Below are 26,192 nucleotides of genomic sequence, written 5' to 3'. Positions count from 1 at the left end.
ATCCTCATGTTTCGCTTTTTTTCCAAATATTTATCCAATGATCTGGCTATTGATCTTGGTACCGCCAACACTTTGATTTTTATTAAAAATAAGGGTATTGTTTTAAACGAGCCGTCTGTGGTGGCCGTGCAAAATGACACCATAAATGCTAAAAACGGCATGCTGGCTGTGGGAACAGCAGCAAAGAAAATGCTGGGGCGTACGCCGGGAAGCATTCAGGCAATACGACCTATGAAAGATGGTGTGATTGCTGACTTTAATGTCACTGAAAAAATGCTCAAGCAATTTATCAAAAAGGTAAACAACAGCCGGTTTACAGCTCCCCGAATCGTTATTTGTGTTCCATGCGGTTCAACTCAGGTAGAACGTAAAGCTATTCGTGATTCAGCTCTGGCAGCCGGCGCATCGATTGTAAATCTGATTGAAGAGCCTATGGCAGCAGCAATTGGTGCTGGTTTGCCTATTGAAGAACCAACAGGCTCAATGGTCGTGGATATTGGTGGCGGAACAACTGAAGTTGGTGTGATTTCTTTATCTGGTGTGGTTTATTCTCACTCAATCCGCGTAGGTGGTGATGCATTTGATGATGCCATTATTAACTATGTGCGCCGCAATTATGGCATGCTAATTGGTGAATCTACTGCTGAAGAAATTAAGAAAAATATCGGTTCTGCTTTCCCCGGTATGGAAGTAAAAGAAATTGAAGTAAAAGGCCGCAATCTGGCAGAAGGTATTCCTCGTGCTTTTACAATCAGTTCGAATGAAGTTTTGGAAGCGCTGACTGAACCACTTAATCAGATTGTACAGGCAGTTAAAAATGCTTTGGAGCAGACTCCCCCAGAGCTGGGTGCGGATATTGCCGACCGTGGTTTGGTGTTAACCGGAGGCGGCGCTTTGCTTAAAGGTTTGGATCGTTTGCTTTCTGAGGAAACCGGCTTGCCTGTTATGATTGCAGAAGACCCGCTGACATGTGTTGCACGGGGTTCTGGTCATGCATTGGATATGATTGGTAAAATGAACTCTGTATTTGTATCCAATCCGTAAATGCAGCACTGTTTATCAGACATAAGATAATAATGGCAGAGCCTTCACTCAATTTTGTACACAATGGTCTGCGCAGTACCAGTAAACTGGTTGTACTGTCACTGTTAGCAGTTGTATTGCTGTTGCTTGATAACCGGTATGATGTGGTTAAAATTAGCCGCAATTATATCGGTACCGCATTATATCCGTTACAGTGGCTGGCTATGCAGCCGGTTAATGCTGTATCTAATGGTATGGTGTTTCTTGAAAAGCAGCAGAATCTGAGCGATGAAAACAAATTGTTGAAGGCTCAAAATGCGCAGCTTAAATTACAAATTAGTCAGCGTGACGTACAGTTAAAGTCAGTAATCAGTCTTGATCATCTGACTCAGCTTCAGAAAGCAGCATTACCTCAGGCGCAGGTTGCACAGATTGTATCAAGTGATACTAATCCGCTGACTGACCGCTTCATTATAGATAAAGGCAGCCATCATCAAATTCGACAGGGTGATGCCGTAAGTGATGAACATGGTCTGATTGGTCAGATTACAGCTGTTCAGCCATTGAGTTCTGAAGTGACACTAATTACCAATAGTAATGCAGTTATTCCGGCGATGGTAATGCGTACCGGAGTACGCACACTGGTTTATGGCCGTTCAGGTAGTTTGGATCTGCGTTACTTTCCGGCTAATGCCAGCCTGTTACGTAATGATTTACTGGTTACTTCAGGCATGGATAGTATTTATCCTGCCGGGATACCTATTGCTAATGTCATACAAGCGCAGAGTGGTAATGGTTCACCTTATTACCGGACACAGATTGAACCTGTAGCGCAACTACGCAATAGTAATTTTGTACTGGTTATCCCGCAAAAGCATGCGCAGATAGTTGATCATTATGCTGATGCAAAAGCCACTAATACCTTATCCATCAATCATGACTGAAGTTGACAGCTTGCACCGCCATACCAGAAAAAGGCTTATTGTATTAAGCTTAGTAATTGCATTATTTCTGGATCTGATTCCGTTTCCCCAGCTTCTGGCTGGCTCCTTGCCTACATTTACAGCTATGATGGCATTGTATTGGAGCTTGCACCGACCACAAAATATTGGTATCGGTATGGCTTTTGTATTAGGACTGCTCTTGGATGTGGGAATTGGTACTCCGTTCGGACAGCACGCATTAGGTTTGATGGCAGCTGTCTATTTGATTGAACAAAACAGACATCAGATGCTCGGCTATTCATATACTTATCAGGCTCTGACTATTTTCGGGAGTCTGATGCTAATGACTTTGATTTTAGTGGTTGTACACTTCTTTTCGACCCATCATTTTAGTGGCTGGAATCTGTTTGTTTCACCATTTATCAGTGCTCTGCTCTGGCCTCTTTTATCTAAATTCATGCTTTATCTCGCCTATTCAAGACGTCTATGAAAGCACTGCAATTCCGAACTAAAAAAAAGCGTGTATCTAAACCTGCGCAAAATGGCGATCTAGGTTTACGGATTGCAGTAGCCTTTGCTTTGATTATTATTTGTTTTTCTATGCTGATTGGCAGGTTTGTATACTTGCAAGTAATCAAATATGATGAATATGTCATTGCCGCTACTAATAATCGTATCTCATTAATTCCTACACCACCCATTCGTGGAGAAATAGTTGATGTTAATGGCGTGGTACTGGCACATAATTATCCGGCTTATTCTCTTGAGATAACCCCTAATCAGATACCGGGTAAACTCGAAGATACAATTAATGCCTTGCGCAACTATGTGGACATTACCCCCAGCGATATGAAGCGGTTTAATAAATTCCGGGCAGAATACCGTTCTTATGAAAAAGTACCTTTAAAACTTAAGTTAACAATGGAAGAAGCCAGCCGTCTGGCTGCTGAACTTTATCGTTTTCCGGGTGTTGAAATTAATGCGCGAACATTTCGCGATTATCCTTATGGCGAATTACTTGCTCACATCGTAGGCTATATCGGCCGGATCAGCGACCGCGATATGGCAGCTCTCGACAAAGCTGAACTGACAACACTTTATCGTGGTAGCACTCATATAGGAAAAATGGGGCTGGAAGAATACTATGAACGCCAATTACATGGTATTCCGGGTTATCGTGAAGTTGAAAAGGATGCGCAGGGACATATTGTTCGTACTATTAAAACAGTGCCGGCAGTGCCCGGACAAACGCTTCGTCTGGGACTCGATATCCGTGTACAGCAAGAAGCAGACCGGTTGATGGGTGATAAACGTGGTGCTTTAGTTGCTATTAATCCGCAAACGGGTGCGATACTGGCTATGGTATCCAAACCCAGCTATAACCCGAATCTGTTTATTGATGGAATCGATACTGATACGTGGAAAAGTCTGAATGAAGACTGGCGTCACCCGCTTTTAAATCGTGCGACTCAGGGTATGTATCCTCCCGGATCTACATTTAAGCCTTTTCTGGCAATGGCTGCTTTGGAAAGTGGCAAACTGACTCAGAGTACAGTTTTACCTGCTCCGGGGTTTTGGAGTATTCCCGGATCAACCCATCAGTTTAGGGATGCTGCGCGAGGTGGCCATGGATCAGCCAATCTGAATAAAGCTATTCAGGTTTCGTCAGATACATTTTTTTACCGTCTGGGCTATGAAATGGGGGTGGATCGTATGTCACCTTATTTAGCTGAGTTTAATCTTGGTAAGCAGACGGGTATTGATATAAATCATGAATATGCTGGTGTATTGCCAACACGCGCTTGGAAAGAAAAAAGATTTGCCCGCTCTAAACCTCAGGCACGCGTATGGCAGCCGGCTGATAGTGTGAGCATGGCCATCGGTCAGGGCTATAATGCGTATACTCCTCTGCAGATGGCTTTTGCTACAGCAATTCTCAGTAATGATGGTGTGGTTTACCGCCCTCATCTGGTTCAGGCATTACTTGACCATAATTCGAAAAAAATGACTTTAATCGACCCGCAACCAGTTAGAACTGTCCCTTTCAAACGTGGCAATTTTGAATATGTTAAAGATGCTATGCAAAAAGTATTAAAACCGGGTGGTACGGCTGCGGCAGTAGGTTCTGGGCTGGCTTATACTATGGGCGGCAAAACCGGTACTGCTCAGGTCGTACAGATTAAACAAGGTGCACGTTATAATGCGGCAGCATTAAAACTACAGCTGAGAGACCATGCATGGTTTATTGCATTCGCGCCTGCAGATAAGCCACAGATAGCGATTGCAGTTATTCTTGAAAACAATGGTTGGGGTGCTACAGCAGCCCCTCTGGCTCGTCAATTAGCTGATTTTTATCTTTTGAAATTAAAAAATCTCCCTAGTGCAAAAGAAGCAGCTAATTCTGCAGACTTACCGGTGAATGATTTATCCAATAATGCCATGATGGATGCAAAACAACATAATGAGCATAGTCAGACTGACTTACCTCCGTTATTGCGTGCTTATCGTCCTCAGCCAGGCCTGTGAGATAAACAATGATCAATGAACAAAAATGGTTTAAACGTCTCTGGATCAAACTTTGGGCACCTATGGATGTATGGCTTTTTTATGCCATGTTGATTATTTATGTAATGAGTTTGTTTTTGCTCTATTCTGCCGACGGTCAGGATTTTGGTCAGCTTGAAAATAAGACCCTGCATACTATTCTAAGTTTTATCTTACTTTGGGTTATTGCGCGTACTCCTCCTCAGATATTAAGTAATTTTGCTTTACCTGCATATTGTTTGGGGATTTTGCTATTGATTGGGGTACATTTTGCCGGAATTACGGTAAATGGTTCTACACGATGGCTGAATGTTGGTATAGCCCGTATTCAGCCTTCAGAAATTATGAAAATTGCCGTACCGATGCTGATTGCGTGGTACTTTCAGAAAAATGAAAGTAATATTCGCTGGTATCATTATATTATTGCTTTCGTACTGATATTCATTCCGGTAGCACTGATTTTAAAACAGCCGGACTTGGGGACTGCTACTCTGATTATGGCTTCAGGTCTGTTTGTGATATTTTTTGCCGGTTTACCGTGGAAAGTCATCATTTCAGCAATTATTGGTTTCGTTGCCATGCTGCCATTGATCTGGAATTACGGTATGCATGATTATCAGCGTATGCGTGTATTGACTTTACTGGATCCAACTAAAGACCGGCTGGGTGCCGGATACCATATTCTCCAATCTATGACAGCAATTGGTTCTGGCGGAATATGGGGCAAAGGATGGTTAGAAGGTTCGCAAACACATTTAGATTATATTCCTGAATCAACTACAGACTTCATTTTTGCAGTGTTTGGAGAAGAGTTTGGCCTGATAGGAAATATTTTACTGGTAACCGTATATACGTTTATTCTTGTGCGCGGCCTTTATATAACCTTTAAAGCGCCAACCTTATATTGCCGAACCCTGGCTGGAGCATTAACCATGACCCTTTTTTGCTATGCATTTGTAAATATGGGTATGGTTAGCGGGATTTTACCTGTGGTAGGAGTGCCTTTACCATTGGTAAGCTATGGTGGTACAGCTACGTTATCGGTAATGGTAATCTTAGCTATGCTGATGGGTATAAGCAATCAGCGTAAACAATAATATTCTACTTATTTGTTTAAGATAAAAAATATTGTTAGCTTACATGTTATAAATACTACAATAAAAAACGAAACCTTGTTCGAAGGTTTCGTTTTTTATTGTAGTAGATATACTATCTAAATGTCTGCTTCTAAAAATTCTATTTAGGCCTGTGGACTAGTACTTCATCTATCAAACCATATTTTTTAGCTTCTTCAGCTGACATGAAATTATCACGATCGGTATCTTTTTCAATTTGTTCAAGCTTCTGTCCGGTATGACGGGCAAGGTGCTCATTTAACTGTTTTTTCAGTTTAAGTAATTCACGTGCGTGGATTTCGATGTCTGAGGCCTGACCACCTAATCCGCCACTGATAAGCGGCTGGTGAATCATGACGCGGCTATTAGGCAAGGCAAAGCGTTTACCTTTAGCCCCTGCAGAAAGTAAAAAAGCACCCATACTGGCGGCCTGTCCCAGGCACAACGTTGCTACATCGGGCTTAATAAAATTCATCGTATCAAAAATTGACATGCCTGCTGTAACTGAACCACCCGGAGAATTAATGTAAAGAGAAATATCCTTGTCAGGATTTTCACTTTCCAGAAATAATAACTGGGCAACCACCAGATTGGCAGTTTCATCGGTAACCGGTCCTACCATAAAAATAATGCGCTCTTTAAGCAGGCGTGAATAAATGTCGTATGCACGTTCTCCGCGGCCGCTCTGCTCTACTACCATAGGTACCAGACCCAGATTTTCAATATGTGACATATTTTTTCCTCAGTTGAAATAAAAGCACCTAAGCAGCTTTGCAACTACTTCGGTGCTTGGTCATATCAGATTATGTATTTTAGATTCAGGCTTGGGCCTGCTGACCCATTACTTCATCAAAAGTCAGTACTTTATCAGTCACTTTTGCTTTGCCTAATACATAATCAACTACATTCTGCTCAATGGCTAATGAAGTAGGTGCCTGAAGATTTTTTCTGTCGCTGTAGTACCAGTCGATAACTTCCTGCGGATCTTCATAGCTATCAGCAAATTCATTAATAACGTTACGCACCTGCTCTTCTGTTGGCTCAAGCTTTTCTTCACGAACCAATTCACCCATAATCAGGCTGATGGCAACACGACGACTAGCCTGTTCGTTAAACATGTCCAGAGGTAATTCCAGATCTTTCTGATCCATACCTTGAGCAGCAAAATTTTCTTTCATTCTTGCTGCCATGCTTTTAGCTTCTTCTGTAATCAGTGAGGAAGGTACTTCAATCGGTGTTGCAGCCAGTAATGCATTAATTGCACTGTCTTTAGTCATTTCGCTAACGCGACGGTTTACTTCACGGCTGACATTTTTTTTAATTTCAGCACGCATTTTTTCGACATCACCGTCTTCAATACCAAGTGACTTGGCAAATTCTTCATTTACTTCCGGCAGAACTGCTTCAGAAACGTTTTTCAGAGTAATAGTGAAATTTGCAGTTTTTCCTGCCAGCTCTTTGCTTTGGTAATCTTCCGGAAAAGTAACGGCAACTTCTTTTACGTCATCTTCTTTCATGCCAGCAATACCTGCTTCAAAATCCGGCAGCATCTGGCCTTTGCCCAGCATAAACGGATAATTTTCAGCAGTACCGCCAGCAAAGGCCTCACCGTCAATTTTGCCGGCAAAGTCAATAATAACCCGATCACCTTCACGTGCCTCACGTTCAACATGATTAAAACGGGTACGCTGCTGGCGCAGAATATCAACAGTTTTATCTATTTCTGCATCACCGATTTCAGTGCTGAACTTCGTTACTTCCTGATTACTTAAATCACCGACTTTGATTTCTGGAAATTCTTCAAATACTACGGCAATTTTATAAACTTTTTCATCATCCTGATCGGCATCTTCCAAAGCAGTCAGGCTTTTCAGACCAGCAACTTTTAGTTTTTCAGCTACAATGATATCTTCAAATGCTTTATGGGTCATTTCGTTCAATACTTCGTCACGAATACCATAGCCGTACATAGAGTCGATTATTCTCAGCGGTGCTTTACCGGGACGAAAGCCATCAACACGGGCACGTTTCTGTGCTACTTTCATGCGTGCGTTGACTTTTGCTCTGATGTCTTCCCAGTTCAGAGCCAAAATGATTTTACGCTCTAAATTATCTAATTTTTCTACTGTTACGCTCATCGTAAACCCTTAGATGTCAGTTGATCTGGTTTTGGTTTCATTTGTCTTAAGCTACTGCTTTTGGGCTGTACGCACACGGGCATTTACTCATGCAGACAAAAATTAAATGGCAAGTGTACCATAAGCCCTTACAAAAACCTATGTACTGATAAAAACACTTGCCGCTGTTCAGGTTTAGTTGTTTTTACAATTTGTTTTCATTATACGCTGCACTTCATGCCAGCAGCCGTCTGCACGCTCTTCAACCACTGCAACCATACCCTGGCGGATTTGCTTAATCTGATTGAAGGTAACTATAGCATTACTACTGATGCGTGCAGGAGACAGAAAAGATAAATGGTCAAGTACGTAAAAACGACTATTTTCTGAGCATTTAAATTCATCCCAGTTTTCTACATAATACCCTTGCCAGCTCAAAGAATTTAATGGTGCTGGCAATTGTTGCTGTGGTTCAGGCATAAACAGCATACCGCGAATAATGCTGGCATGTTGCAATTGCTCATGCTCCAAAGATAAATCTTTCAGGATATTTTCAGCAGCAGGCTCCGTGCTTAACCTGAGCTGCTGCTGGATTTTATGCATTTTATTAATAAGCTGGTCAGTCGGATTCAGACCGGTAAAATTTTCAAGTTGATTTGACCGGCTGCCATAATATTTAGTTGCTAACTCCAGATGGTAAATACTTTCGTTTAACTGTACGATAAAATCGAAAGCCCCCAATGTTTGCTGATTATGCTGAACCTGCACATTATGTGCAATCAGTCTACTGTGCGGAGCATGTAAAAACCAATACCTGAGTAAACGTTCTGCATAAATGCCCAGGCGGCTCTGATATCCGCCATGTTTTTTCAGAAATAAATACAGGCTTTCAGGCTGCTCATCCAGAGAAAGTAAAAATCGGAATCCTTCATCTCCCAATAGTACTGAAACTGGTATCTCGGCAGATGATATCCATGGAGGTGGTGCCGTTAACAGACTGGCCAGATCGCGTACGATCGTTTTTTTTAAACGCCACCAAATCGGATCTGAAGAATAATTCATACTGGCACCCTTTTCTTTTGCAGACAAATATTTACAATATAATGCTAATTTTGATTTTTTTGTAATTGCTGACTAACAGTATTGTAGAATCCGCGCAAGACATCGATATCTTCTGTGCTTAACTGTGCACGGTCAAACATTGAAGCCATGCGTCGCATCAGCCTTTTTTCATTGCGCCGGTTAAAGAACCCGGCCAAATTCATTACCTGTTGTAAATGTTCTACCATACCGCTTGTTTGCTGATGAGTAGCCAGATTCTGCTCTTGTTTTAGATGTGTCATACTGATATCAACATGGCTGAACAATTCATAACATATAATTTGTACCGCCTGGGCCAGATTAAGAGAAAAATAATCCGGATTACCATTAATAGTAATCAGACGATTGCAACTTTGAACTTCATCTATACTTAATCCAAAAGTTTCATTTCCAAACACCAGTGCTATTTGCTGACCTGTACCGGCTGCCGAAATTAATGAGGGCATGATTTCCCGCGGGGTATGTAGCGGAGCGGACAACTCACGCCGCCGGCTGGTTAAGGCGCAAGATAAAGTAGTATCTGCAAGAGCATCATCCAGTGTAGCGACAATCCGTGCATTTTCCAGTACATCACGAGCACCTGAGGCCAGGATAAAGCTTTCTTCAGGTAATACAAATGCAGCTGGATTGGCATAATCGAACTTAGCAGGATCAGATGTCATCGGTGTTTGCATCAAATTCGGTGCAACAAGAGTAAGTCTGGTTAAACCCATTGTTTTCATGGCTCTTGCTGCAGATCCGATATTGGCAGGATGACTGGTTCGGCTAAGTACAATAGTAATGTTGTTGAGAAAATCCGGTAGAACAGGTTTATTCATATCAGTGATTAATACAGACATCTGCTGAATGCAAAAATTCTGCGTATTATAGCAAAATCAGACCCCTCAATCTGCTATGAGAGCATAATTTTGGCAAAAACACTTTTTGTCGTATAATTGGCGATATTCTGTTTATATTGCCGCAGTGTTTCTATGCGGCATTTGTTCTTTAAAATACCCATTGTATATCTGTTTTAGCTTTTAAGCCCTATCTCGAGAATTAGCATGAATCCTATATTAACTACTGCGTGGAAAGCAGCGCGCAAAGCCGGTCAAATGATGCATCGCGCCAGCAGCAATTTAAACAACATTAAAATTGATAACAAAGCTGCTAATGATTTTGTTTCAGATGTAGACCGTGAGGCTGAGAATATTATTGTTAACACTATTCAGGAAGTCTATCCTCATCATGCTGTTTTGAGTGAAGAGGCTGGTCATTCAGGTAATACTAATGCGGAATATCAATGGATTATTGATCCGCTGGACGGTACAACCAATTATTTACACGGACATAAACAGTACGCTATTTCTATGGCTTTGCTGCATAAAGGTACTTTAGCCGAAGCACTGGTTTATGCACCGGAACAGAATGATTTATATGTTGCCAGCCGGGGTCAAGGCGCTTTGCTTAATGATAAGCGTATTCGGGTTAGCAATCGAAGTGATTTATTGCGCAGCCTGATAGCCACAGGTTTTCCAGTTGTTGACCAAAGCATGATGGATACCTATCTGGCAATTTTAAAAGACGTACTGGCTAAAACAGCCGGTGGTCGCAGAGAAGGTTCTGCTGCTCTGGATTTATGTAATGTTGCCTGTGGCCGAGTTGACGGATATTTTGAGTTTAACCTGAAACCCTGGGATATTGCTGGTGGTGCTCTGATTGTGCAGGAAGCTGGTGGTATTGTTACTGATATGCATGGTGAACAAACTTGGTTGGATAGTGGGGATATTGTTGCTGCAAATCCCAAAATTCTTGCCCAGCTTTTACAAATTATTGCTCCGCATTTAGCTGTATAATGTTTTTTATGGCAACTTGCTCCGGTTAAGGTCATACGGGTACAACAAATTTTATATCTGCTTTTATAAAGATGATAATTATGAAAAAAATTTTGTTTTCGACTTTATTGGCTTCATATGCAGGTTTGGTATTGGCACAAGGTATTGCTGCTAATCATGCATGGGCACGGTTCAGTGTGCCGGGAATGTCTTCCAGTGGTGTATTTATGGATTTGGATAATCATTCAGGTAAAGATGATGTTTTACTGAGTGTATCCAGCCCGGTGGCTATGTCTTGTGAAGTGCATGAAACAACCGAAATAGATGGCGTAATGAAAATGCGCCCTTTACCGCAAGGTTTGCCCTTACCTGCCGGTAAGGTGACCCAGCTTCAACCGGGGAAAATGCATATTATGTTAATGGGCTTAAAAAAGCCCTTAGTAAAAGGGACAACAATTCCGGTGCGTTTAACTTTTCGTTATGCCAAACCGTTAATGCTTAATGTTCCTGTCAGTGTCGGTTCTTCTAGTTCAGATAATCATCATATGCATCATTAGATTTGCAGCCAGTCTGTTAAACAGGCTGGCATTTATCTTTATCTTACAATCTCTGGTCTTTCAATAGATTCGTTTACTTAATTGACTAAGCTGATTGTTGGCTTCTAATTTAATCAGTAGGATATTTTTATTTTATTGATTGAATTTGTTTTATATAAAAATATATTTTGTTTCTTTGTTCTGATGATAAATCAGAACAAAGTTTTTGAGAATAATCCAATTTTAATTCAATATGATTTCCTTATTGCATTCAGGCAAATTTTGGTTGAAGCTGATCGTATTCAGCTGCCTGAGCATTATCCTTTTGCTGGCCATTGATATAGCCGTTTTGCATTATTTATTTAATGCAGAAGAAATTAATAAACGGGCAAATGCCATGATGGCAAATAGTGGCCATCAGGTTGTTTTTGACCAGGATATAAACCGTGCTATGTTTCCACGCCCGACAGTTACTTTGCACAATGTACGTATTAAAAATAAATTCAGCAAAGCAGACGATATTCATATTGATGATATGAAAATTGGTTTAGGGTGGCAAAGCTTGTTCGGTCGCATGACAATTGAAAAATTACAGCTTACAAATGCACACGTTAATCTTGTTAGAGATAGTCAGGGGCAATGGAATCTGAGCGATTTATGGGAACAACAACATAAAAATAATCAATTGAAAATTAATCGCTTTATTTTGGAAAATGCCAGCTTCCGTATCAATGACGGACAAAATATTCAGAAAATTAATCAGCTAAATTTACAATGGCATAATCTTGGTAATAACAGTTTGCTTAAACTGGATGGGACGCTCAGCGGCCAATACATGCAGACTATGCAATGTCAACTAAGTGCTGTTTACCGTCCTGATGCGGTTATGCAATGGCAGGATGTCAATCTGGAAGTAAAAACTAAACTACCTTCTTTGGGCGATAGTAATGGCCAATGGCATTTTGATGCACGCTGGCTGCCTCAGCAGCAGCTTTTTCAGACAACTGCTGTCCAATGGCAATGGCACAGTCAGCATAATCAGTTGCATATTTCAGGTAATGGCCAGAACTGGCAACTTGGTTGGGCTAAACTCTTATTACCTCAATTGAACGGTGTGGCTACCGCACAAATTGGTGATAATGAGATTAATGCAACTTTATCAGCCAGTAATACTAGCTGGATACAGAATCAGTGGTCTTTATCACAATTTCAGATTGATAGCGGCTGGCAAAGTCATTTATATCAAACTGCTTTAACCGTGAGTGGTCAGTTAAACTGGCTGGATATGCGACATTGGAAAATTAGTAATTTATCGGTTAACAGCCATCAGGATACTGTTAATGCTCTGCCCAATTCGCGGTTTATCAGTGATCTGACTGGCAGCCTTCATGGAGATGACAACGGAAATGCACAGTTAGTATTACAAGGTCTGTTCGATAATCAGCCTGTGGATATTAATTTAAATTACCAAAGTGATAAAAATTCAGGAAAAGTGAATGGAAATATTCATCTTGTTCAGCTAAATCTGCGCCCGTATACAGATAATACTACCGGTATACTTCCGTCTGACTGGCAAAAGTTGTGGCAAAACTGGTTTAAAAACCGTTCTGTTAATATCCTGCTTAATATCGATTCTTTGCAGACACATAAAGTACAGCTGAATCAACTGAAAACCAATCTTTCAATTGATGTGCATAATTTTACACTGCAACCATTCAGTATTCAGATGTATGGCGGAAACACTCAGGGAATGTTACAGATTAGTAATGCCAATCCTTTGAGCTGGAAAATTCAGCAACATGTAAATAACGTGCAGATTAAATCTTTTCTTCAGGATACATTTGGCTGGCATAACCTTGATGGAACTGCAGATGCCGATTTTGAGTTACATGGTAATGGAATGAACCGTAATCAATGGCTGTCGACTCTGACTGGTAATGCTAAATTACAAATCCATCAGGGTTTCTGGAATGGGATTGATATCAATAATATTCTGCAAAACGGTGAAAATCAGACTACCGTTGCTTACAATGAAACCAGCCAAACACCATTCAGAATTATTAAGCTGTTTATTCCGGTAGAGAACGGTAATAGTAAAAACGGACGAATAGAATTGCATGCTGATAACTTTGATATTAAAGGTGTGGGTAGTGTTAAATGGTTACAGCAGCAAATGGATTATAATGTGCTGATTGCTACCCGGCGTGCCCAGCAGCAAAATTTACTGCCATTACGCATTAATGGCACTTTTAGCCGCCCTTCCTTTACTATTGATTATCAGAAACTGACTGCCGGTTTACACACTTCACAACAAAAACAGGACAGTTTGCGGCAAACATTACAGCAGCAATGGTTATGGCTTAATCAGGGAGCCAGTTCTTCTTCTGAAACTCATACCTCTGCTCGTCAGCCATGAGCGTTTATATTTTCCACGTGTGGCCGAAGCCTGATGAACTGGCTGAGAAGATAGGCAGTGATGAGCAGGCAGAAATTATAATAATTGCACAAAACTGGCCAGAATCTTTAACTGCACAATCACATGCCGGCAAGATTATTGTACAGCTCTGGATTGAAGCCAGGATATTCTGGCAGCGCCAGCCGGTATTTAGTTATCCATTTCGTCATGCAGGGAAATTTACTTTTATTCAGCCGCATGTATATGAACAATGGGTTCAGTTTAATCCCGGTATAGCCTGTACAAGTACGACGCCCGTTTATTCTGAATTCAGATATAAACCATGGCTTACCTTGCCGGACTTATTACCGGTTAAATCCGTGGTGGTGATTGGCGCAGGTATTGCCGGAGCTGCCACTGCTTTTGCTCTGGCAAAGCGTGGTATAGCAGTAACAGTTATAGAACAGCATACAATTGCCAGCGCAGCCTCAGGCAATCATCTTGGTCTGTTATACGCAAAAATTTCTGCTCATGCTACGGTTCAGACTGAGCTACTACTAGCTGGCTATGGCTATAGCCGGGCACTGCTCAGCAACTGTTTGCCTGCCGGTCAGGGTTGGCTGGATTGTGGTGTTATCCATCTGAATTACAATTCAAAAGAACAGCAACGTAATATGCTGTTGGCTAATCAAAATCCGCAAAGTAAATTATTTCATGCTGTTACACAGGAAGAAGCCAGTCAGATTGCCGGTATAGATTTGCCGCATAGTGGTTTATGGTGGCCTTATGGCGCAGCAATTAATCCTCTCAGCTGGATTCAGAATATGCTCAGGCACCCGCTGATTCAGGTATTAACAACAACGAAAGTAAATGCCATTTGCCGGCAAAAGGATTTATGGCAGATAGATTGTCAGAATCAGCTTGAGGCATTTTCACTTAATGCATCACATATTGTCATTTGTGCCGGAGCCGAAAGTAATTTTTTGTATCCGGTAGCCGGATGGCCACTTCATAAAATACGCGGTCAGACCACTACAGCCAGTATAAAACAGGAGGCTGTGCAGCCGCACTGCGCATTGAGTGCAAATAGTTATATTACCCCGCAATGGCGTGATAAATTGTGTTTTGGTGCTACCTTTCATCCCAATCAAACCAATGATGATTTAACCAGTGAAGACGAAAAAGAAAACTGGCAGCAATTACGCCAATGGATGCCGCATCTTGCAGCTAACTTAGATTCTGATAACCCATTGCAGGGACATGCAGCCATACGCTGTGATGCTTATGATCATTTACCGGTTGTCGGACCAATTGGCGATACATCTGCTATGTTCAAGTATTATGCGCAGTTACGTATGGATAAAAACTACCCGCTTACCCAGCCCTGTCCATGGCTGCCGGGAGCATTTATCAATACCGCTCATGGCAGCCGTGGATTGATTACTGCTCCGCTATGCGCTGAAGCTATAGCTGCATCTATTCTTGGTTTGCCCTCTCCTTTATCGGTACACTTACAACAGGCTTTACATCCTAATCGTTTACCCATCAGGATGCTAACTCATCACCAATCATTCACATTTGCTGAACAGACTAAGTAACATTTTGCATATATATAATGTTATAGGGTATCATTTATGTAATGTTATATAGTAACATTCTTGATTAAGATTGGTTATTAAAGGCTCAGTATGTTTTCACTCTTGCTTTGCGGAGCAATAAAACGTCTGTCATGGGTAAGCCTGATTCTGGTTTTACTCTGGTTAATGTATGCATGGGCGGTGTGCGGATCATGAGTATTCAGCTTGAAAATGTTACTGTGAGCTACAGACATCGACCGGCTATTCATCATATCAATATTGATTTTAATATGAATGAGATGTGGGCTATATTTGGTCCGAACGGAGCGGGTAAATCAACTTTGCTTAAAGCAATTATGCATCTTGTTCGCCCTGATAGCGGGCAAATCAGCTGGGGAAAATTGCAGCGTTCCGATATTGCTTATCTGCCTCAGCAGTCGGATATTGATCGTAGCCAGCCGATGAGTGTATTTGAACTGGTAGCAATGGGTTTATGGTATGAAACCGGTTTTTTTGCCAGTATATCTAAAGCCATGTATCAGCGAATTTTTAATGTACTTAATCAGGTAGGGATGTTGCAATATAAAGACCGCAGTATTGCCCAGCTTTCCAACGGCCAGTTTCAACGCATATTGCTGGCGCGTATGCTGATTCAGAATGCAAGTGTATTATTACTGGATGAACCATTTAATGCTGTCGATGCGTCAACCACATTTGCTTTACTGGATATACTCAAGACATATCAGCAGCAACAAAAATGTACTGTTATTACCGTTTTGCACGATTATGAACAGGTACAAGCCTATTTCCCCAATACGCTATTAATCGCCCGTGAAAAAATTGCAGCAGGCAAAACAGATAAAGTAATAACAGAAAATAATCTGCAAAAGGCAGCGGCAGCTATGCAGCAATATGAACAAAACCAGTGGTGTGACAGGTAAAACTGATGAATATTGTCCATTTACTTACAGAACCTTTTGCTGAATATGATTTTATGCGTTATGCACTCTGCTCTATTGTATTTCTTGCTTTGGGGACGGCACCGGTAGGGGTTTTTCTGATGATGCGCCGCATGAGTCTGGTTGGTGATGCTTTAGGTCATGCCATTTTGCCGGGTGCTGCGGCTGGTTATATGATTGCCGGTCTCAGTCTGCCCGCAATGAGTTTAGGCGGCTTTATTGCCGGTTTACTGATGGCATTACTGGCCGGTCTGGCCAGCCGCTTTGCCGATGTACGTGAAGATGCCAGCTTTGCTGCTTTTTTTCTTACCTGTCTGGCTTTAGGCGTGGTATTGGTCAGTCGTGGCGGTAATAGCGTCGATTTACTGAATTTATTATTCGGCTCAATTTTATCGGTTGATCACGCAGCCTTAACTTTGGTTGCAATAGTCAGCAGTATAACCATGTTGGTACTGGCTGTTATTTACCGGCCGCTGATGCTGGAAAGTATCGATCCGCTGTTTCTGCGTGCCGTAAACGGAAAAGGGACACTCTGGCATATTATCTTTTTAATACTTGTCGTTTTGAATCTGGTAGCTGGTTTTCAGGCTTTAGGTACCTTGATGTCTGTAGGCTTGATGATGTTACCGGCTATCAGCGCAAGGCTATGGCATAAAACAATGGGCGGTATGATGACCATTGCTGCCGGTATTGCCATAGTTTGCGGATTTATCGGATTACTGCTTTCTTACTATATAGATCTGCCTTCAGGTCCGGCAATTATTTTGTGCTGTGGTTTTGTTTATATTCTGTCTTTATTTATTGGTTGTGAAAACGGTATTTTATGGCGGTTATATAAACGTCACCGTCATCATATTGCCTGAAAAATTTTCAGTAAACTCATTTTAGGATATTAGTTGATGAAACGTGGTCTGTTTATCTGTCTGTTAACTTTATTTCTGACTGGTTTTGCCAGCATAATTCATGCAGCACCATTACCGGTAATCACAAGCTTTAGTATTCTGGGAGATGTTACACGGCAAATCGGCGGTGAACGAGTACAGGTACGAAGCATGATTGGTACTGATCAGGATGCGCATATGTATCAGTTAGTAAGTAAAGATTTACGTGACATGCGTACTGCTAAACTGATTTTGCTTAATGGACTGGGGCTTGAACCTCTTGCTTTGCAACGTGCTGCTCAGCAAAGCCGAGTACCGTTGTTTACTGTTACTCAGAACATTACACCGTTAATGGTGGCTGATGATGGTCACAGACATCATCAGCATACCGATCCGCATGTCTGGAATGACCCTGTTCTCATGCAAATATATGCACGCAACATTGCTAATGCTCTGATTAGTGTGGATCCGCAAGGTAAAGCCTATTATCAGCAGCGTCTGACTGCATATCAGCAACAACTTGCCGGATTGAATAACTGGGCAAGCAAAATGTTTAATGCAGTGCCTGCAGAAAAACGAAAAGTGTTAACTGGACATGATGCTTTCGGTTATATGGCAAAACGTTACCGGATTGAATTTATTGCGCCACAAGGTATGAGCACCGAAGCAGAGCCTTCGGCCCGTCAGGTTGCCGCTATTATCAGCCAGATCCGGCGTGATCATATTAAAGCTATATTTATGGAAAACATAAAAAATCCGAAGATGGTTCAGCGTATTGCTAGCGAGACTCAAACCAAAATATCCGGTCGTCTTTATTCTGATGCACTGAGCAAAGGTGCTCCGGCAGCTACATACATTGATATGTTCCGTTATAATGTAAATGCTTTATGCAGTGCGATGAAATAAATTTACAGATAAGCATATAATCAGAGCTGGCTATATGCTGTTTTTAATTTTGTAAAGCCTGCCGCCAGTTGTGTATATCTGTCTGGCGGTTTTGCTCAAAATTTTCCAGCATTTCCAGTTCAAAACTGGAAAAACCGGCTTGCTCCCGTGCTTCCAGATTAACATAGCCGCGAAAAATAAATAAATCATAACGACTGAGTAAGCGACGAAATAATGTCAGTGGCTCAAGTCCGCGCAGTTTACATAAATACTGATACCAGTAATTTCCCGCACGTACATGCCCTACTTCTTCACGATAGATAATATCCAATACAGCACAAGTTTCATCATCCCCTTTTTGAGCAAATTTCTTACGCATTCCGGGTGTTACATCCAGCCCTCGTGCTTCCAGTACTCTGGGTACTAAAGCCATGCGCAGTAATGGATCAAATGCAGTTTTATAAGCCATATCCCATAAATGATTATGAGCTGAAAAATCACCATAATCATATCCGGTTGCTTGCAAACGCTGACGCATAAGCTGAAAGTGTTTTGCTTCTTCAGCAGCAATCCGTACCCAGTCACGAGTGAACTCTTCCGGTAACAATCTGAATCGGTAGGCTGCGTCTAAAGCCAGATTGATTGCATTAAATTCAATATGACAAACTGCATGCAACAAAGCTGCATAACCTTCTATAGTAGTTAAATTTCTGTTTGTAACTCTGGAGGGAGGCACTAACTCAGGTTTCGGTGGATGTCCGGCCAGACGAAAATCTTTTATTTCACCTGTTTCATCCCTTCTCAGACTATTCGCAGGTGTATCTAAGCACAGTTGCTGTGCAGTTAAACTTAGCGTACATTTTTCCTCAGGCTGGCAACTTAACAAAGCAGATTCGAGTAATAAGACAATAGACATATATAGAAGTTACGTTATGGCAAAATTATGATTGAGTATACATGTCCTGTCGCTGCTAAATAAACCGCGATTTAATATGATTTAACAATTTAATGGTTTTAATCAGCTATTATGAATTACAATATCAATTTATTAATATATAAAAGGATTAAAATGTATTATTCACGCACAACAAAAGCTGTTCTTTTAACTTTGACTTTAGCAGTTTCCATTCCTGCACTAGCTGATCATAATTGGCAAACCTGTAAAGAAAAACAGCAACAGATTGAAAAACAATTGCAATATGCACAGGCTAACCATAATCAAAAGCAAATTAACCGGCTGAAAGCACAAAAAGCAGACATCATTCAAAATTGCTCAAATGATGATTTACGACAAAAATACACTCAGAAAATTAATAAATTAGACAGCAAAATCAGTGAAACACAGCGTAAACTAGCCAAGGCTCAGGCTAAAGGAGATACAGAAAAAACTGCTGAATTACAAAATAAATTAAACGAAAATACATCAAAGCTTCAACAGGCTAAACAGAATTTAGCCCGTTTTGAGCAGGCTGCTAAACATTAAATGCACCAATATTGCTGATGAAAGAGCTTTTCACTTAAGGCTTTTTCATTAGCAAATTTATTTTCTGAAAATTCTTAGAAATTTTATGTAAACTAATAAGAAATCCCTATACCATCATTGATTGATATATTTTGCCAGATATTTTCAAATTCCTTATTTGTTAAGACTATTGTCATTATTCCTTTATTTTGTAATTATACAAACAGAGATTAATAGCTTAATTTAGTTTCATCTTTGTTCAGGAGCAGCTAAAATATCCTTTAGTAGTTCATCAAAGGAGTAATTAATGCGAATTTTGAGTAAAGCAATACTAACCGGCTTTATGACTGTCAATTTAATTCTGGCCTATGCCGGAGGTCTTGATACTCTGCAAAAATTCAATTCCGATACAGATGGTATTTCCGGTCAGTTTAGTCAGACTGTTCACAGTAAAAAGCGTACTCAAACTACTTCAGGAACATTTTCCATTCAGCGCCCGGGACTTTTCCGCTGGGAATATACACAGCCATATAAGCAAACTATTGTTGGTGATGGTAAAACTGTCTGGTTATATGATCAGGACTTAGCTCAGGTAACCAAGCGCTCTCAGAATCAGACCATTGGCGATTCTCCGGCAGCTATTCTTTCGAATAAATCAGCGTTGAATGCCAATTATACCTTGTCAGATGATGGCAGCAGTAATGGCATTGATTATGTTCGGGCCATTCCAAAACGAAGCGATACAGGCTATCAGAATATTCGTATTGGTTTTCGTGGTGACAATCTGGCCAATATGCAGCTGAAAGACAGTTTTGGTAATCTGACCAATATTACTTTCAGTCAGCTTAATACTCATCCGCAGTTTAATCGCAATCAGTTCAAATTTACACCGCCCAAAGGTGTAGATGTATTAAGCCAGTAAAATAGACTAATAGCATAACAGGCAGCCTGTACCTGCCTGTTTTATATTGCTTATTAATTTGATGTCAGCAACGATAAACGTATGAGCGTCCGTTATGAACACCCCGGCACCAGCGCGGACGGAACATCATCCAGTCCATATCATCATCCCATCTGCGCTGCATTGCCCAGTTCTGCGCCTGCTGCAATTTAATTTTGTTAATATAATTATTCCATGCCAGCTTGTAACAACTCTGAAAAATAGGCAAATTAACTCTTTGCCGGTATTCTTCTGCTAATTTGGCATTGGCAGGATCAGATAAAAATGTCGGGTTTTGCATTTGTTCCCGCATTAATTCAGCAGTACGGGTATCACACTGTGCAGCCAGATCCAGCTGCAGTTTTTGCTGTGCAGCCTTTTCTGCTGCTGCACGCTCGGCCTGACGGGCAGCTTTTTGCTCAGGTGTAGCACAAGCAGCCAATGCTAAAACGACTATGCCTAAATAGCAAATTTTCCGCCAATACATACAGATTCCTTTTATCCGATTACTTTCAGATCCTTATAATTATACACCAGGACATTATGGCATTTAATTGTTATAGCCTTGATGTTTGTTTTATCGGTTTTCGTTGCCAGTATGGTTTATAAACCTGTAATGGCTGCCAGCTCAAATTTCGTTCGGATAAAATTGACTGTATTCCTCCCATCCGGTCTGTTCGTAAAAGACTAATATTTTCTTGTGCCAGCAACGCTTGCACCTGAATATGCGGATGACCGTAAGGATTTGCATAGCCTGCACTGGCCACGGCATATTGAGGGGCAACTGTTTGGATAAAAGCAGCATCACTTGAATAACGGCTGCCATGATGACCTAAAACTAAAATCTGGCTAAATAATTTATCTCCATAAGCTTTTAGCAAGGCCTGCTCGCCTTTTTTACCTAAATCGCCGGTTATCAACACGGCTTTATCAGCACTGACTACCCTTAAAACACAGCTATAATCATTTTTTCCTTTTTTATTAGTTGCTACTGGCTGATTAAGAAATTCAAACCAGACATTGTCCCACTGCCAGTTAGCTCCGGCTGTACATGGGTGGACAGGATACTGATATGCACTGATTTGTCCGGCGATGATTTTTTTAGGTTGCAGCTGCTTTTTAATCAGTACAGCACCCCCGTCATGATCAGCATCATTATGTGAGAGTACTAGCGTATCAAGTTGCCTGATACCGGCTGCGCGTAAATTAGGTAATAACACCGATTGCGCAGCATATGCTGTACCCGTATCAAATAATAATTCATGCCCGGCCGTACTAATGCTTACAGCCAGACCTTGCCCGACGTCCCATACTCTAACTAATGCTTCACCCTGAGCGGGACGTGGAGGCCGGTAACTAAGCATTAACAATAAAATTAGCAGGCATAGCGGACGCAGATGCCAGCCTCGGGGCAGCAACATAATTAAAACAGACATTATCGCCAGTAACCACATAGCCAATGGTGCATGTGCGGGATAATATTCCGGCGCATATTCGGCTATTGTGTACAGTATCTGCATAGTTTTTTCGGTAAGATATGCAGCAAAAGTACGCAAGAAATCTAACGGAACAATCATTGATAATAATGCTATTGGTACCAGAACCAGTGTGAACCACGGAATGGCCAGAGCATTTACCAATGGCGATATGACAGGTATTGAACCAAAACAGAAAGCTACCAGTACGACTGAAGCAAGCCCGGCAGCCCACTGTGCCTGCACTAACTGAAACAATTTAATTTTATGATTTACACCTTCTCCTGCCCACATCAGAACTGCAACTAACAAAAAAGAAAGCCAGAAACCAACACTAAGAACGGCCAGAGGATCAAACAGCAATACAAGTGCTATCGTCAGCCACCAAATTTGAAATGCTCGCAAATACCCCCGCCGCCACGTCAGTGCCAGAATGATAATCATTAGCATACTTCGCTGGGTCGGCACGGCAAATCCGGCCAGAGCACTGTATACAATCGCAGTAATTACTGCTGCACCACGTGTCAGTATCCATGGTTGTGAAACCCGAAAAGGGAGATATTGTAAGCATTTGCTGCACAGCCATGCGGCCAGCATGGCTAACATCCCTACATGTAAGCCGGAAATGCTGACCAGATGATTTAAACCCAAAGGACGGAATACCTGCCATGCTTCAGCCGGTAATGCAGACTGTTCGCCAACCGTAAGTGCTTTTATTAATGCTACCCCCTGCGGATATATCTGAGATTGTGTTTCCCATCGGCCGCCGCACCAGACGCGCCAGTTTGTGAGCTTTTCCTTCCAGCCGGACGCAGCCGGAAGTGCTTTGCGCTTACCTTTTACCACAGTAGCCTGAGCGCTGATATGATTAGCCAGTGCCCATGCTTCACGATTGAAACCAACCTTATTAGCTTCACCGATTATGGCTCGCACTTTTGCTTTTATTTGCCATCGGCTGCCAGCCGGCCATTGTTGTTTTGAATAATCAGTAAGTAGCCATTGCTGTTGCCGGCCATCAGGTAATTTAACCTGTGCCACAAAACGACTGCGTTGCTGTTCATATTGCGGGATATCGCTTACAGTAAGCGTAATATTTTGCACACTTGCTTTATCAGTAAGTGGCCATTGATTTTGTAATAAATTATCCGTGCGCCATAATGCAAATATTATTCCGGCGCATAAAGCACAACCAAACAAAAAAAACTGCCAGCGCGTAAAAAATGCGAAGACTAACAAAATAAAAAAAGCATATATCCACGGTAAAATCGCTGGTGATGGCAGCAGATAAGAACCGCAAACACCCACTACCCACCACGGTAACCATCCACTGACTACGAGAGTTTTTGACATACAAGCTGCTGTTAATTTCAGATAAATATTTATTTGTAATTATTATAACCACATTATACTGAATTAAATTAAAAATGTTATTGTAATTTTTTGGCCGTAAAGCTTTTAATACTAGATTTATAGAAATCTGAGATGATAATAACAGGACAGATAATCATACATAAAATTAAATCAGGCAGATGAAAAATTTAATACTCGATTAACGGGTTTTATTCAGTTCTATTAAAATTGTTTAATCTGGATTAAGATGAAATTCCAATATGTTGTTTTGAAAATATACAGTTATTTTGCTAATCTGAATTTTCAGTATCTGTACTGTTGAATTAAATTTAATTAATCTCAGTAATGCCGCTGTGAAAACAAACAAATATGGGTATAATATAAAGTTTGATAATTTTAAGCCGGCTTTAATTAAAAGGACTTAATCACACTATGGCACAACAGCCTGCCGAGGGCGGAAAACTGAAAAAATCATTAAAGAAATACATGCTCACTGGCGTGCTGGTATGGTTACCTATTATTGTAACAATCTGGGTAATTAGCTATATCATTGGCATGGCAGATCAGCTTGTCAACATTCTGCCTGCTCACTGGCAGCCTCAGGCAATATTGGGATTCAAGATTCATGGTTTAGGCTTACTGTTTGCTATTATTGTCGTATTTTTCACTGGTTTACTGGCAGCAAATATGCTCGGACGCAGAATATTCGCTGCCTGGGATGCGTTGTGGGGACGTATTCCTGTCGTAAAAAGTATTTATTCCGGAGTCAAAAAAGTTTCTGAATCTCTATTGTCAGATTCCCGGCAGTCGTTTAAAACACCCGTACTGGTACCCTTTCCTCAGTCAGATATCTGGACTATCGGATTCGTATCAGGTCACATACCGGATAAACTGGCATCCGCCTTACCGCACCATTCTGAAGAAGCTTCGTCAGATAATTATATTTCAGTATATGTGCCCACTACACCTAATCCGACAGGTGGTTACTATATTATGGTTAACAGTAAAGATGTCCGCGAAATTGATATGAGCGTGGATGATGCACTGAAATATGTTATTTCACTGGGTATGGTGCAGCCGGATGAACCACCGCACAACCAGTCATTACAGGCTATTTTCTCTTTACACAAACCAGCCAAACCGCATTAATGCATGATTGGCCGGAAATAATATTCCTGAATGACACAATTAACCGTAATCATAGTAACAAAGGCATCAAAATGCGAACCAACTATTGTGGCTTAATTAATGAGCAATATCTCGACCAGACTGTTACCGTAAAAGGCTGGGTACATCGTCGCCGCGATCACGGCGGTGTAATATTCATTGACCTGCGCGACCGGGAAGGTATCGTACAGGTAGTGATTGACCCGGATACACCTGAAGCTTTTACTCTGGCTGACTCTGCCCGTAACGAATATGTACTGAGTATTACCGGTCGTGTACGTGCACGTCCTGAAGGTACCAAAAACGATAAAATGATTTCCGGCGGTATTGAACTATTAGCAAAAGAAATTGACATACTCAATACTGCTGCCACCCCGCCATTTTTAATTGATGACGAAAGCATCAGTGAAAATGTACGTCTGACTAACCGCGTAATCGATTTGCGCCGCCCGGTAATGCAAAATAATCTGCGACTGCGTTATCGTGTTGCAATGGCTGTTCGCCGCTATCTGGACAGTCAGGGATTTATAGACATCGAAACACCGATGTTAACCCGCTCTACTCCGGAAGGTGCACGGGACTATCTGGTACCTAGCCGTGTATTTCCGGGTGAATTTTTTGCTTTACCGCAGTCTCCGCAGCTATTCAAACAGCTACTGATGGTGGCAGGATTTGACCGCTATTACCAGATTGTAAAATGTTTCCGTGATGAAGACCTGCGTGCTGACCGTCAGCCGGAATTTACTCAGATAGACCTTGAAACTTCGTTTTTAAGTGAAAACGAAATCATGGATATCACTGAAAACATGGTTAAGCTGGTTTTTCAGGAAGCTCTGGCTGTAGACCTACCTGTTTTCCCGCGCATGAGCTGGCATGAAGCTATGTTCCTGTATGGTTCGGATAAACCGGATTTGCGTGTAAATCTGCAATTTACCGAATTAACCGATTTGATGAAAACGGAAGAGTTTAAAGTATTTCGTGCGGCTGCCGATATGAAAAACGGCCGTGTTGTTGCCTTACGTGTCCCTAATGGTGCCAGCCTGAGCCGTAAGGAAATAGATACCTATACAGAATTTGTTGGTATCTATGGCGCAAAAGGTCTGGCGTATATCAAAGTAAATGACATTAGCAAAGTTAACAATACAGAAGATAGCGGTTTGCAATCTCCGATTGTGAAATTCCTTTCTGATCGTGCTTTGCAGTCTATTATTGAGAAAACCGGTGCACAAAATGGCGATATCATTTTCTTCGGTGCTGATAAAGCCAAAGTGGTTAATGAAGCTATTGGCGCGCTGCGCGTTAAAATTGGTCACGAGCATGGTGCTGCTAACGGCTATTTTGCTGACGAATGGCGTCCATTATGGGTAGTTGATTTCCCGATGTTCGAATATGATGAAGAAGAACATCGCTGGTCTGCTATGCATCATCCTTTTACTGCACCTAAGGCCGGTCATGAGGATTTACTGGTATCTGCACCGGATCAGTGTATTGCCCGTGCTTATGATATGGTGCTAAATGGCTGGGAAATCGGCGGTGGTTCTATTCGTATTCATCGTGCAGATATTCAAGAGAAAGTATTTGCTGCACTGAAAATCACTCCGGAAGAGCAACAGAATAAATTCGGTTTTCTGCTGAACAACCTGAAATTCGGTGCTCCTCCGCATGGAGGTCTGGCGTTTGGTCTGGACCGACTGGTAACCCTGATGGCTGGTGCTGATTCCATTCGTGATGTTATCGCATTCCCGAAAACTCAGCGTTCGCAGGATTTACTGGTAGATGCACCAAATCATGTTGACGAAAAACAATTGCGTGAGCTTGGCCTGCGTTTACGTCAAAAAGTTCAGACTGAAGAGAAAAATTAATTTATTCTTTTGATAAAAAACTGCCTGATAAAATTTATCAGGCAG

Annotated in this window: 23 protein-coding genes; 16 read left to right on the top strand and 7 right to left on the bottom strand. The window is 41.5% G+C overall.

Features of this window, described 5'->3' with window-relative positions:
* The first annotated feature begins 6 nt into the window (after window positions 1-6).
* Genes H3U73_RS04015 through rodA form a run of 5 tightly spaced genes read left to right on the top strand, consistent with a single transcriptional unit; the run spans window position 7 to window position 5,608 of the window.
* Window positions 7-1,044, top strand: coding sequence for a rod shape-determining protein (locus tag H3U73_RS04015; RefSeq protein ID WP_025330699.1), 1,038 nt, complete (start codon window positions 7-9; stop codon window positions 1,042-1,044).
* A 32-nt stretch (window positions 1,045-1,076) separates the two neighbouring features.
* On the top strand, window positions 1,077-1,967 hold the full coding sequence (mreC, locus tag H3U73_RS04010) for a rod shape-determining protein MreC (protein ID WP_084551920.1): 891 nt from the start codon (window positions 1,077-1,079) through the stop codon (window positions 1,965-1,967).
* A complete protein-coding gene (gene mreD / locus H3U73_RS04005; RefSeq protein WP_172397416.1) occupies window positions 1,960-2,457 on the top strand; it encodes a rod shape-determining protein MreD in 498 nt (165 codons plus the stop codon). The genes mreC and mreD overlap by 8 nt, the downstream gene beginning before the upstream one ends.
* The gene (gene mrdA, locus H3U73_RS04000; protein WP_084551922.1) at window positions 2,454-4,493 is read left to right on the top strand and encodes a penicillin-binding protein 2; all 2,040 of its coding nucleotides are present in this window, start codon (window positions 2,454-2,456) and stop codon (window positions 4,491-4,493) included. The genes mreD and mrdA overlap by 4 nt, the downstream gene beginning before the upstream one ends.
* 8 nt (window positions 4,494-4,501) lie before the next feature.
* The gene (gene rodA / locus H3U73_RS03995; protein WP_025330703.1) at window positions 4,502-5,608 is read left to right on the top strand and encodes a rod shape-determining protein RodA; all 1,107 of its coding nucleotides are present in this window, start codon (window positions 4,502-4,504) and stop codon (window positions 5,606-5,608) included.
* A gap of 139 nt (window positions 5,609-5,747) precedes the next feature.
* Here rodA and clpP read toward each other — a convergent pair whose 3' ends face one another.
* The 4 genes from clpP to H3U73_RS03975 all read right to left on the bottom strand — a co-directional run bounded on the left by clpP (window position 5,748) and on the right by H3U73_RS03975 (window position 9,662).
* Window positions 5,748-6,359 carry an ATP-dependent Clp endopeptidase proteolytic subunit ClpP gene (clpP, locus tag H3U73_RS03990; RefSeq protein WP_025330704.1) on the bottom strand — a complete coding sequence of 204 codons (612 nt, stop codon included), beginning with the start codon at window positions 6,357-6,359 and terminating at the stop codon, window positions 5,748-5,750.
* A gap of 85 nt (window positions 6,360-6,444) precedes the next feature.
* Window positions 6,445-7,764, bottom strand: coding sequence for a trigger factor (tig, locus tag H3U73_RS03985; protein WP_084551923.1), 1,320 nt, complete (start codon window positions 7,762-7,764; stop codon window positions 6,445-6,447).
* Window positions 7,765-7,938: 174 nt separating this feature from the next.
* Entirely contained in the window at window positions 7,939-8,805 is an 867-nt protein-coding gene (locus H3U73_RS03980) for a DUF1853 family protein (protein ID WP_025330706.1), read from the bottom strand.
* Between the two features lie 44 nt (window positions 8,806-8,849).
* Window positions 8,850-9,662 carry an RNA methyltransferase gene (locus H3U73_RS03975; protein ID WP_037476424.1) on the bottom strand — a complete coding sequence of 271 codons (813 nt, stop codon included), beginning with the start codon at window positions 9,660-9,662 and terminating at the stop codon, window positions 8,850-8,852.
* Window positions 9,663-9,887: 225 nt separating this feature from the next.
* Between H3U73_RS03975 and H3U73_RS03970 the strand changes: the two genes are divergently transcribed.
* The 7 genes from H3U73_RS03970 to H3U73_RS03940 all read left to right on the top strand — a co-directional run bounded on the left by H3U73_RS03970 (window position 9,888) and on the right by H3U73_RS03940 (window position 17,912).
* Complete coding sequence (locus H3U73_RS03970) at window positions 9,888-10,679, top strand: inositol monophosphatase family protein (RefSeq protein WP_037476365.1); 792 nt, start codon at window positions 9,888-9,890, stop codon at window positions 10,677-10,679.
* A gap of 80 nt (window positions 10,680-10,759) precedes the next feature.
* Complete coding sequence (locus H3U73_RS03965) at window positions 10,760-11,215, top strand: copper chaperone PCu(A)C (RefSeq protein WP_172397417.1); 456 nt, start codon at window positions 10,760-10,762, stop codon at window positions 11,213-11,215.
* A 265-nt stretch (window positions 11,216-11,480) separates the two neighbouring features.
* On the top strand, window positions 11,481-13,610 hold the full coding sequence (locus H3U73_RS03960; protein ID WP_172397418.1) for an AsmA family protein: 2,130 nt from the start codon (window positions 11,481-11,483) through the stop codon (window positions 13,608-13,610).
* The gene (mnmC, locus tag H3U73_RS03955) at window positions 13,607-15,187 is read left to right on the top strand and encodes an FAD-dependent 5-carboxymethylaminomethyl-2-thiouridine(34) oxidoreductase MnmC (protein WP_084551926.1); all 1,581 of its coding nucleotides are present in this window, start codon (window positions 13,607-13,609) and stop codon (window positions 15,185-15,187) included. The genes H3U73_RS03960 and mnmC overlap by 4 nt, the downstream gene beginning before the upstream one ends.
* A 191-nt stretch (window positions 15,188-15,378) precedes the next feature.
* Window positions 15,379-16,107 (top strand): metal ABC transporter ATP-binding protein, encoded by a 729-nt coding sequence (locus tag H3U73_RS03950; protein ID WP_099048801.1) that lies wholly within the window; start codon window positions 15,379-15,381, stop codon window positions 16,105-16,107.
* A gap of 5 nt (window positions 16,108-16,112) precedes the next feature.
* The gene (locus H3U73_RS03945) at window positions 16,113-16,988 is read left to right on the top strand and encodes a metal ABC transporter permease (protein ID WP_037394901.1); all 876 of its coding nucleotides are present in this window, start codon (window positions 16,113-16,115) and stop codon (window positions 16,986-16,988) included.
* 36 nt (window positions 16,989-17,024) lie between these two features.
* Entirely contained in the window at window positions 17,025-17,912 is an 888-nt protein-coding gene (locus H3U73_RS03940; protein WP_084551927.1) for a metal ABC transporter substrate-binding protein, read from the top strand.
* A 43-nt stretch (window positions 17,913-17,955) separates the two neighbouring features.
* Here H3U73_RS03940 and H3U73_RS03935 read toward each other — a convergent pair whose 3' ends face one another.
* Window positions 17,956-18,807 (bottom strand): ferritin-like domain-containing protein, encoded by an 852-nt coding sequence (locus H3U73_RS03935; protein ID WP_084551928.1) that lies wholly within the window; start codon window positions 18,805-18,807, stop codon window positions 17,956-17,958.
* 153 nt (window positions 18,808-18,960) lie between these two features.
* On the opposite strand from H3U73_RS03935, the gene H3U73_RS03930 reads away from it, so the two are divergent.
* A complete protein-coding gene (locus H3U73_RS03930) occupies window positions 18,961-19,374 on the top strand; it encodes a DUF1090 domain-containing protein (RefSeq protein ID WP_172397419.1) in 414 nt (137 codons plus the stop codon).
* A 286-nt stretch (window positions 19,375-19,660) separates the two neighbouring features.
* Window positions 19,661-20,275, top strand: a complete 615-nt coding sequence (lolA, locus tag H3U73_RS03925) for an outer membrane lipoprotein chaperone LolA (RefSeq protein ID WP_084551930.1) — start codon at window positions 19,661-19,663, stop codon at window positions 20,273-20,275.
* Between the two features lie 64 nt (window positions 20,276-20,339).
* On the opposite strand, the gene H3U73_RS03920 is transcribed toward lolA, so the two are convergent.
* Together H3U73_RS03920 and H3U73_RS03915 are read right to left on the bottom strand one after the other, a co-directional pair.
* Window positions 20,340-20,780, bottom strand: coding sequence for a hypothetical protein (locus tag H3U73_RS03920; protein ID WP_180296353.1), 441 nt, complete (start codon window positions 20,778-20,780; stop codon window positions 20,340-20,342).
* Window positions 20,781-20,850: 70 nt separating this feature from the next.
* Window positions 20,851-23,118, bottom strand: coding sequence for a DNA internalization-related competence protein ComEC/Rec2 (locus H3U73_RS03915; RefSeq protein WP_084551931.1), 2,268 nt, complete (start codon window positions 23,116-23,118; stop codon window positions 20,851-20,853).
* Window positions 23,119-23,550: 432 nt separating this feature from the next.
* On the opposite strand from H3U73_RS03915, the gene H3U73_RS03910 reads away from it, so the two are divergent.
* Both H3U73_RS03910 and aspS read left to right on the top strand, forming a co-directional pair.
* Entirely contained in the window at window positions 23,551-24,267 is a 717-nt protein-coding gene (locus tag H3U73_RS03910; RefSeq protein ID WP_084551932.1) for a DUF502 domain-containing protein, read from the top strand.
* A gap of 71 nt (window positions 24,268-24,338) precedes the next feature.
* Window positions 24,339-26,147: an aspartate--tRNA ligase gene (gene aspS / locus H3U73_RS03905; RefSeq protein ID WP_037395221.1), complete on the top strand. Its 1,809-nt coding sequence runs from the start codon at window positions 24,339-24,341 to the stop codon at window positions 26,145-26,147.
* Window positions 26,148-26,192: the final 45 nt, after the last annotated feature.

The organism is Snodgrassella sp. W8124 (genome assembly GCF_016100875.1).
Lineage (GTDB): Bacteria > Pseudomonadota > Gammaproteobacteria > Burkholderiales > Neisseriaceae > Snodgrassella > Snodgrassella alvi.
Note: the sequence above shows the minus strand (reverse complement) of the source record. Positions and strands in the feature narration are given on the sequence as shown.

Excerpts from the sequence above, each read along its gene's own strand:
- H3U73_RS04015 (WP_025330699.1), top strand. The coding sequence starts at position 7 with ATGTTTCGCTTTTTTTCCAAATATTTATCCAATGATCTGGCTATTGAT.
- mreC (WP_084551920.1), top strand. The coding sequence starts at position 1,077 with ATGGCAGAGCCTTCACTCAATTTTGTACACAATGGTCTGCGCAGTACC.
- mreD (WP_172397416.1), top strand. The coding sequence starts at position 1,960 with ATGACTGAAGTTGACAGCTTGCACCGCCATACCAGAAAAAGGCTTATT.
- mrdA (WP_084551922.1), top strand. The coding sequence starts at position 2,454 with ATGAAAGCACTGCAATTCCGAACTAAAAAAAAGCGTGTATCTAAACCT.
- rodA (WP_025330703.1), top strand. The coding sequence starts at position 4,502 with ATGATCAATGAACAAAAATGGTTTAAACGTCTCTGGATCAAACTTTGG.
- clpP (WP_025330704.1), bottom strand. The coding sequence starts at position 6,359 with ATGTCACATATTGAAAATCTGGGTCTGGTACCTATGGTAGTAGAGCAG.
- tig (WP_084551923.1), bottom strand. The coding sequence starts at position 7,764 with ATGAGCGTAACAGTAGAAAAATTAGATAATTTAGAGCGTAAAATCATT.
- H3U73_RS03980 (WP_025330706.1), bottom strand. The coding sequence starts at position 8,805 with ATGAATTATTCTTCAGATCCGATTTGGTGGCGTTTAAAAAAAACGATC.
- H3U73_RS03975 (WP_037476424.1), bottom strand. The coding sequence starts at position 9,662 with ATGAATAAACCTGTTCTACCGGATTTTCTCAACAACATTACTATTGTA.
- H3U73_RS03970 (WP_037476365.1), top strand. The coding sequence starts at position 9,888 with ATGAATCCTATATTAACTACTGCGTGGAAAGCAGCGCGCAAAGCCGGT.
- H3U73_RS03965 (WP_172397417.1), top strand. The coding sequence starts at position 10,760 with ATGAAAAAAATTTTGTTTTCGACTTTATTGGCTTCATATGCAGGTTTG.
- mnmC (WP_084551926.1), top strand. The coding sequence starts at position 13,607 with ATGAGCGTTTATATTTTCCACGTGTGGCCGAAGCCTGATGAACTGGCT.
- H3U73_RS03950 (WP_099048801.1), top strand. The coding sequence starts at position 15,379 with ATGAGTATTCAGCTTGAAAATGTTACTGTGAGCTACAGACATCGACCG.
- H3U73_RS03945 (WP_037394901.1), top strand. The coding sequence starts at position 16,113 with ATGAATATTGTCCATTTACTTACAGAACCTTTTGCTGAATATGATTTT.
- H3U73_RS03940 (WP_084551927.1), top strand. The coding sequence starts at position 17,025 with ATGAAACGTGGTCTGTTTATCTGTCTGTTAACTTTATTTCTGACTGGT.
- H3U73_RS03935 (WP_084551928.1), bottom strand. The coding sequence starts at position 18,807 with ATGTCTATTGTCTTATTACTCGAATCTGCTTTGTTAAGTTGCCAGCCT.
- H3U73_RS03930 (WP_172397419.1), top strand. The coding sequence starts at position 18,961 with ATGTATTATTCACGCACAACAAAAGCTGTTCTTTTAACTTTGACTTTA.
- lolA (WP_084551930.1), top strand. The coding sequence starts at position 19,661 with ATGCGAATTTTGAGTAAAGCAATACTAACCGGCTTTATGACTGTCAAT.
- H3U73_RS03920 (WP_180296353.1), bottom strand. The coding sequence starts at position 20,780 with ATGTATTGGCGGAAAATTTGCTATTTAGGCATAGTCGTTTTAGCATTG.
- H3U73_RS03915 (WP_084551931.1), bottom strand. The coding sequence starts at position 23,118 with ATGTCAAAAACTCTCGTAGTCAGTGGATGGTTACCGTGGTGGGTAGTG.
- H3U73_RS03910 (WP_084551932.1), top strand. The coding sequence starts at position 23,551 with ATGGCACAACAGCCTGCCGAGGGCGGAAAACTGAAAAAATCATTAAAG.
- aspS (WP_037395221.1), top strand. The coding sequence starts at position 24,339 with ATGCGAACCAACTATTGTGGCTTAATTAATGAGCAATATCTCGACCAG.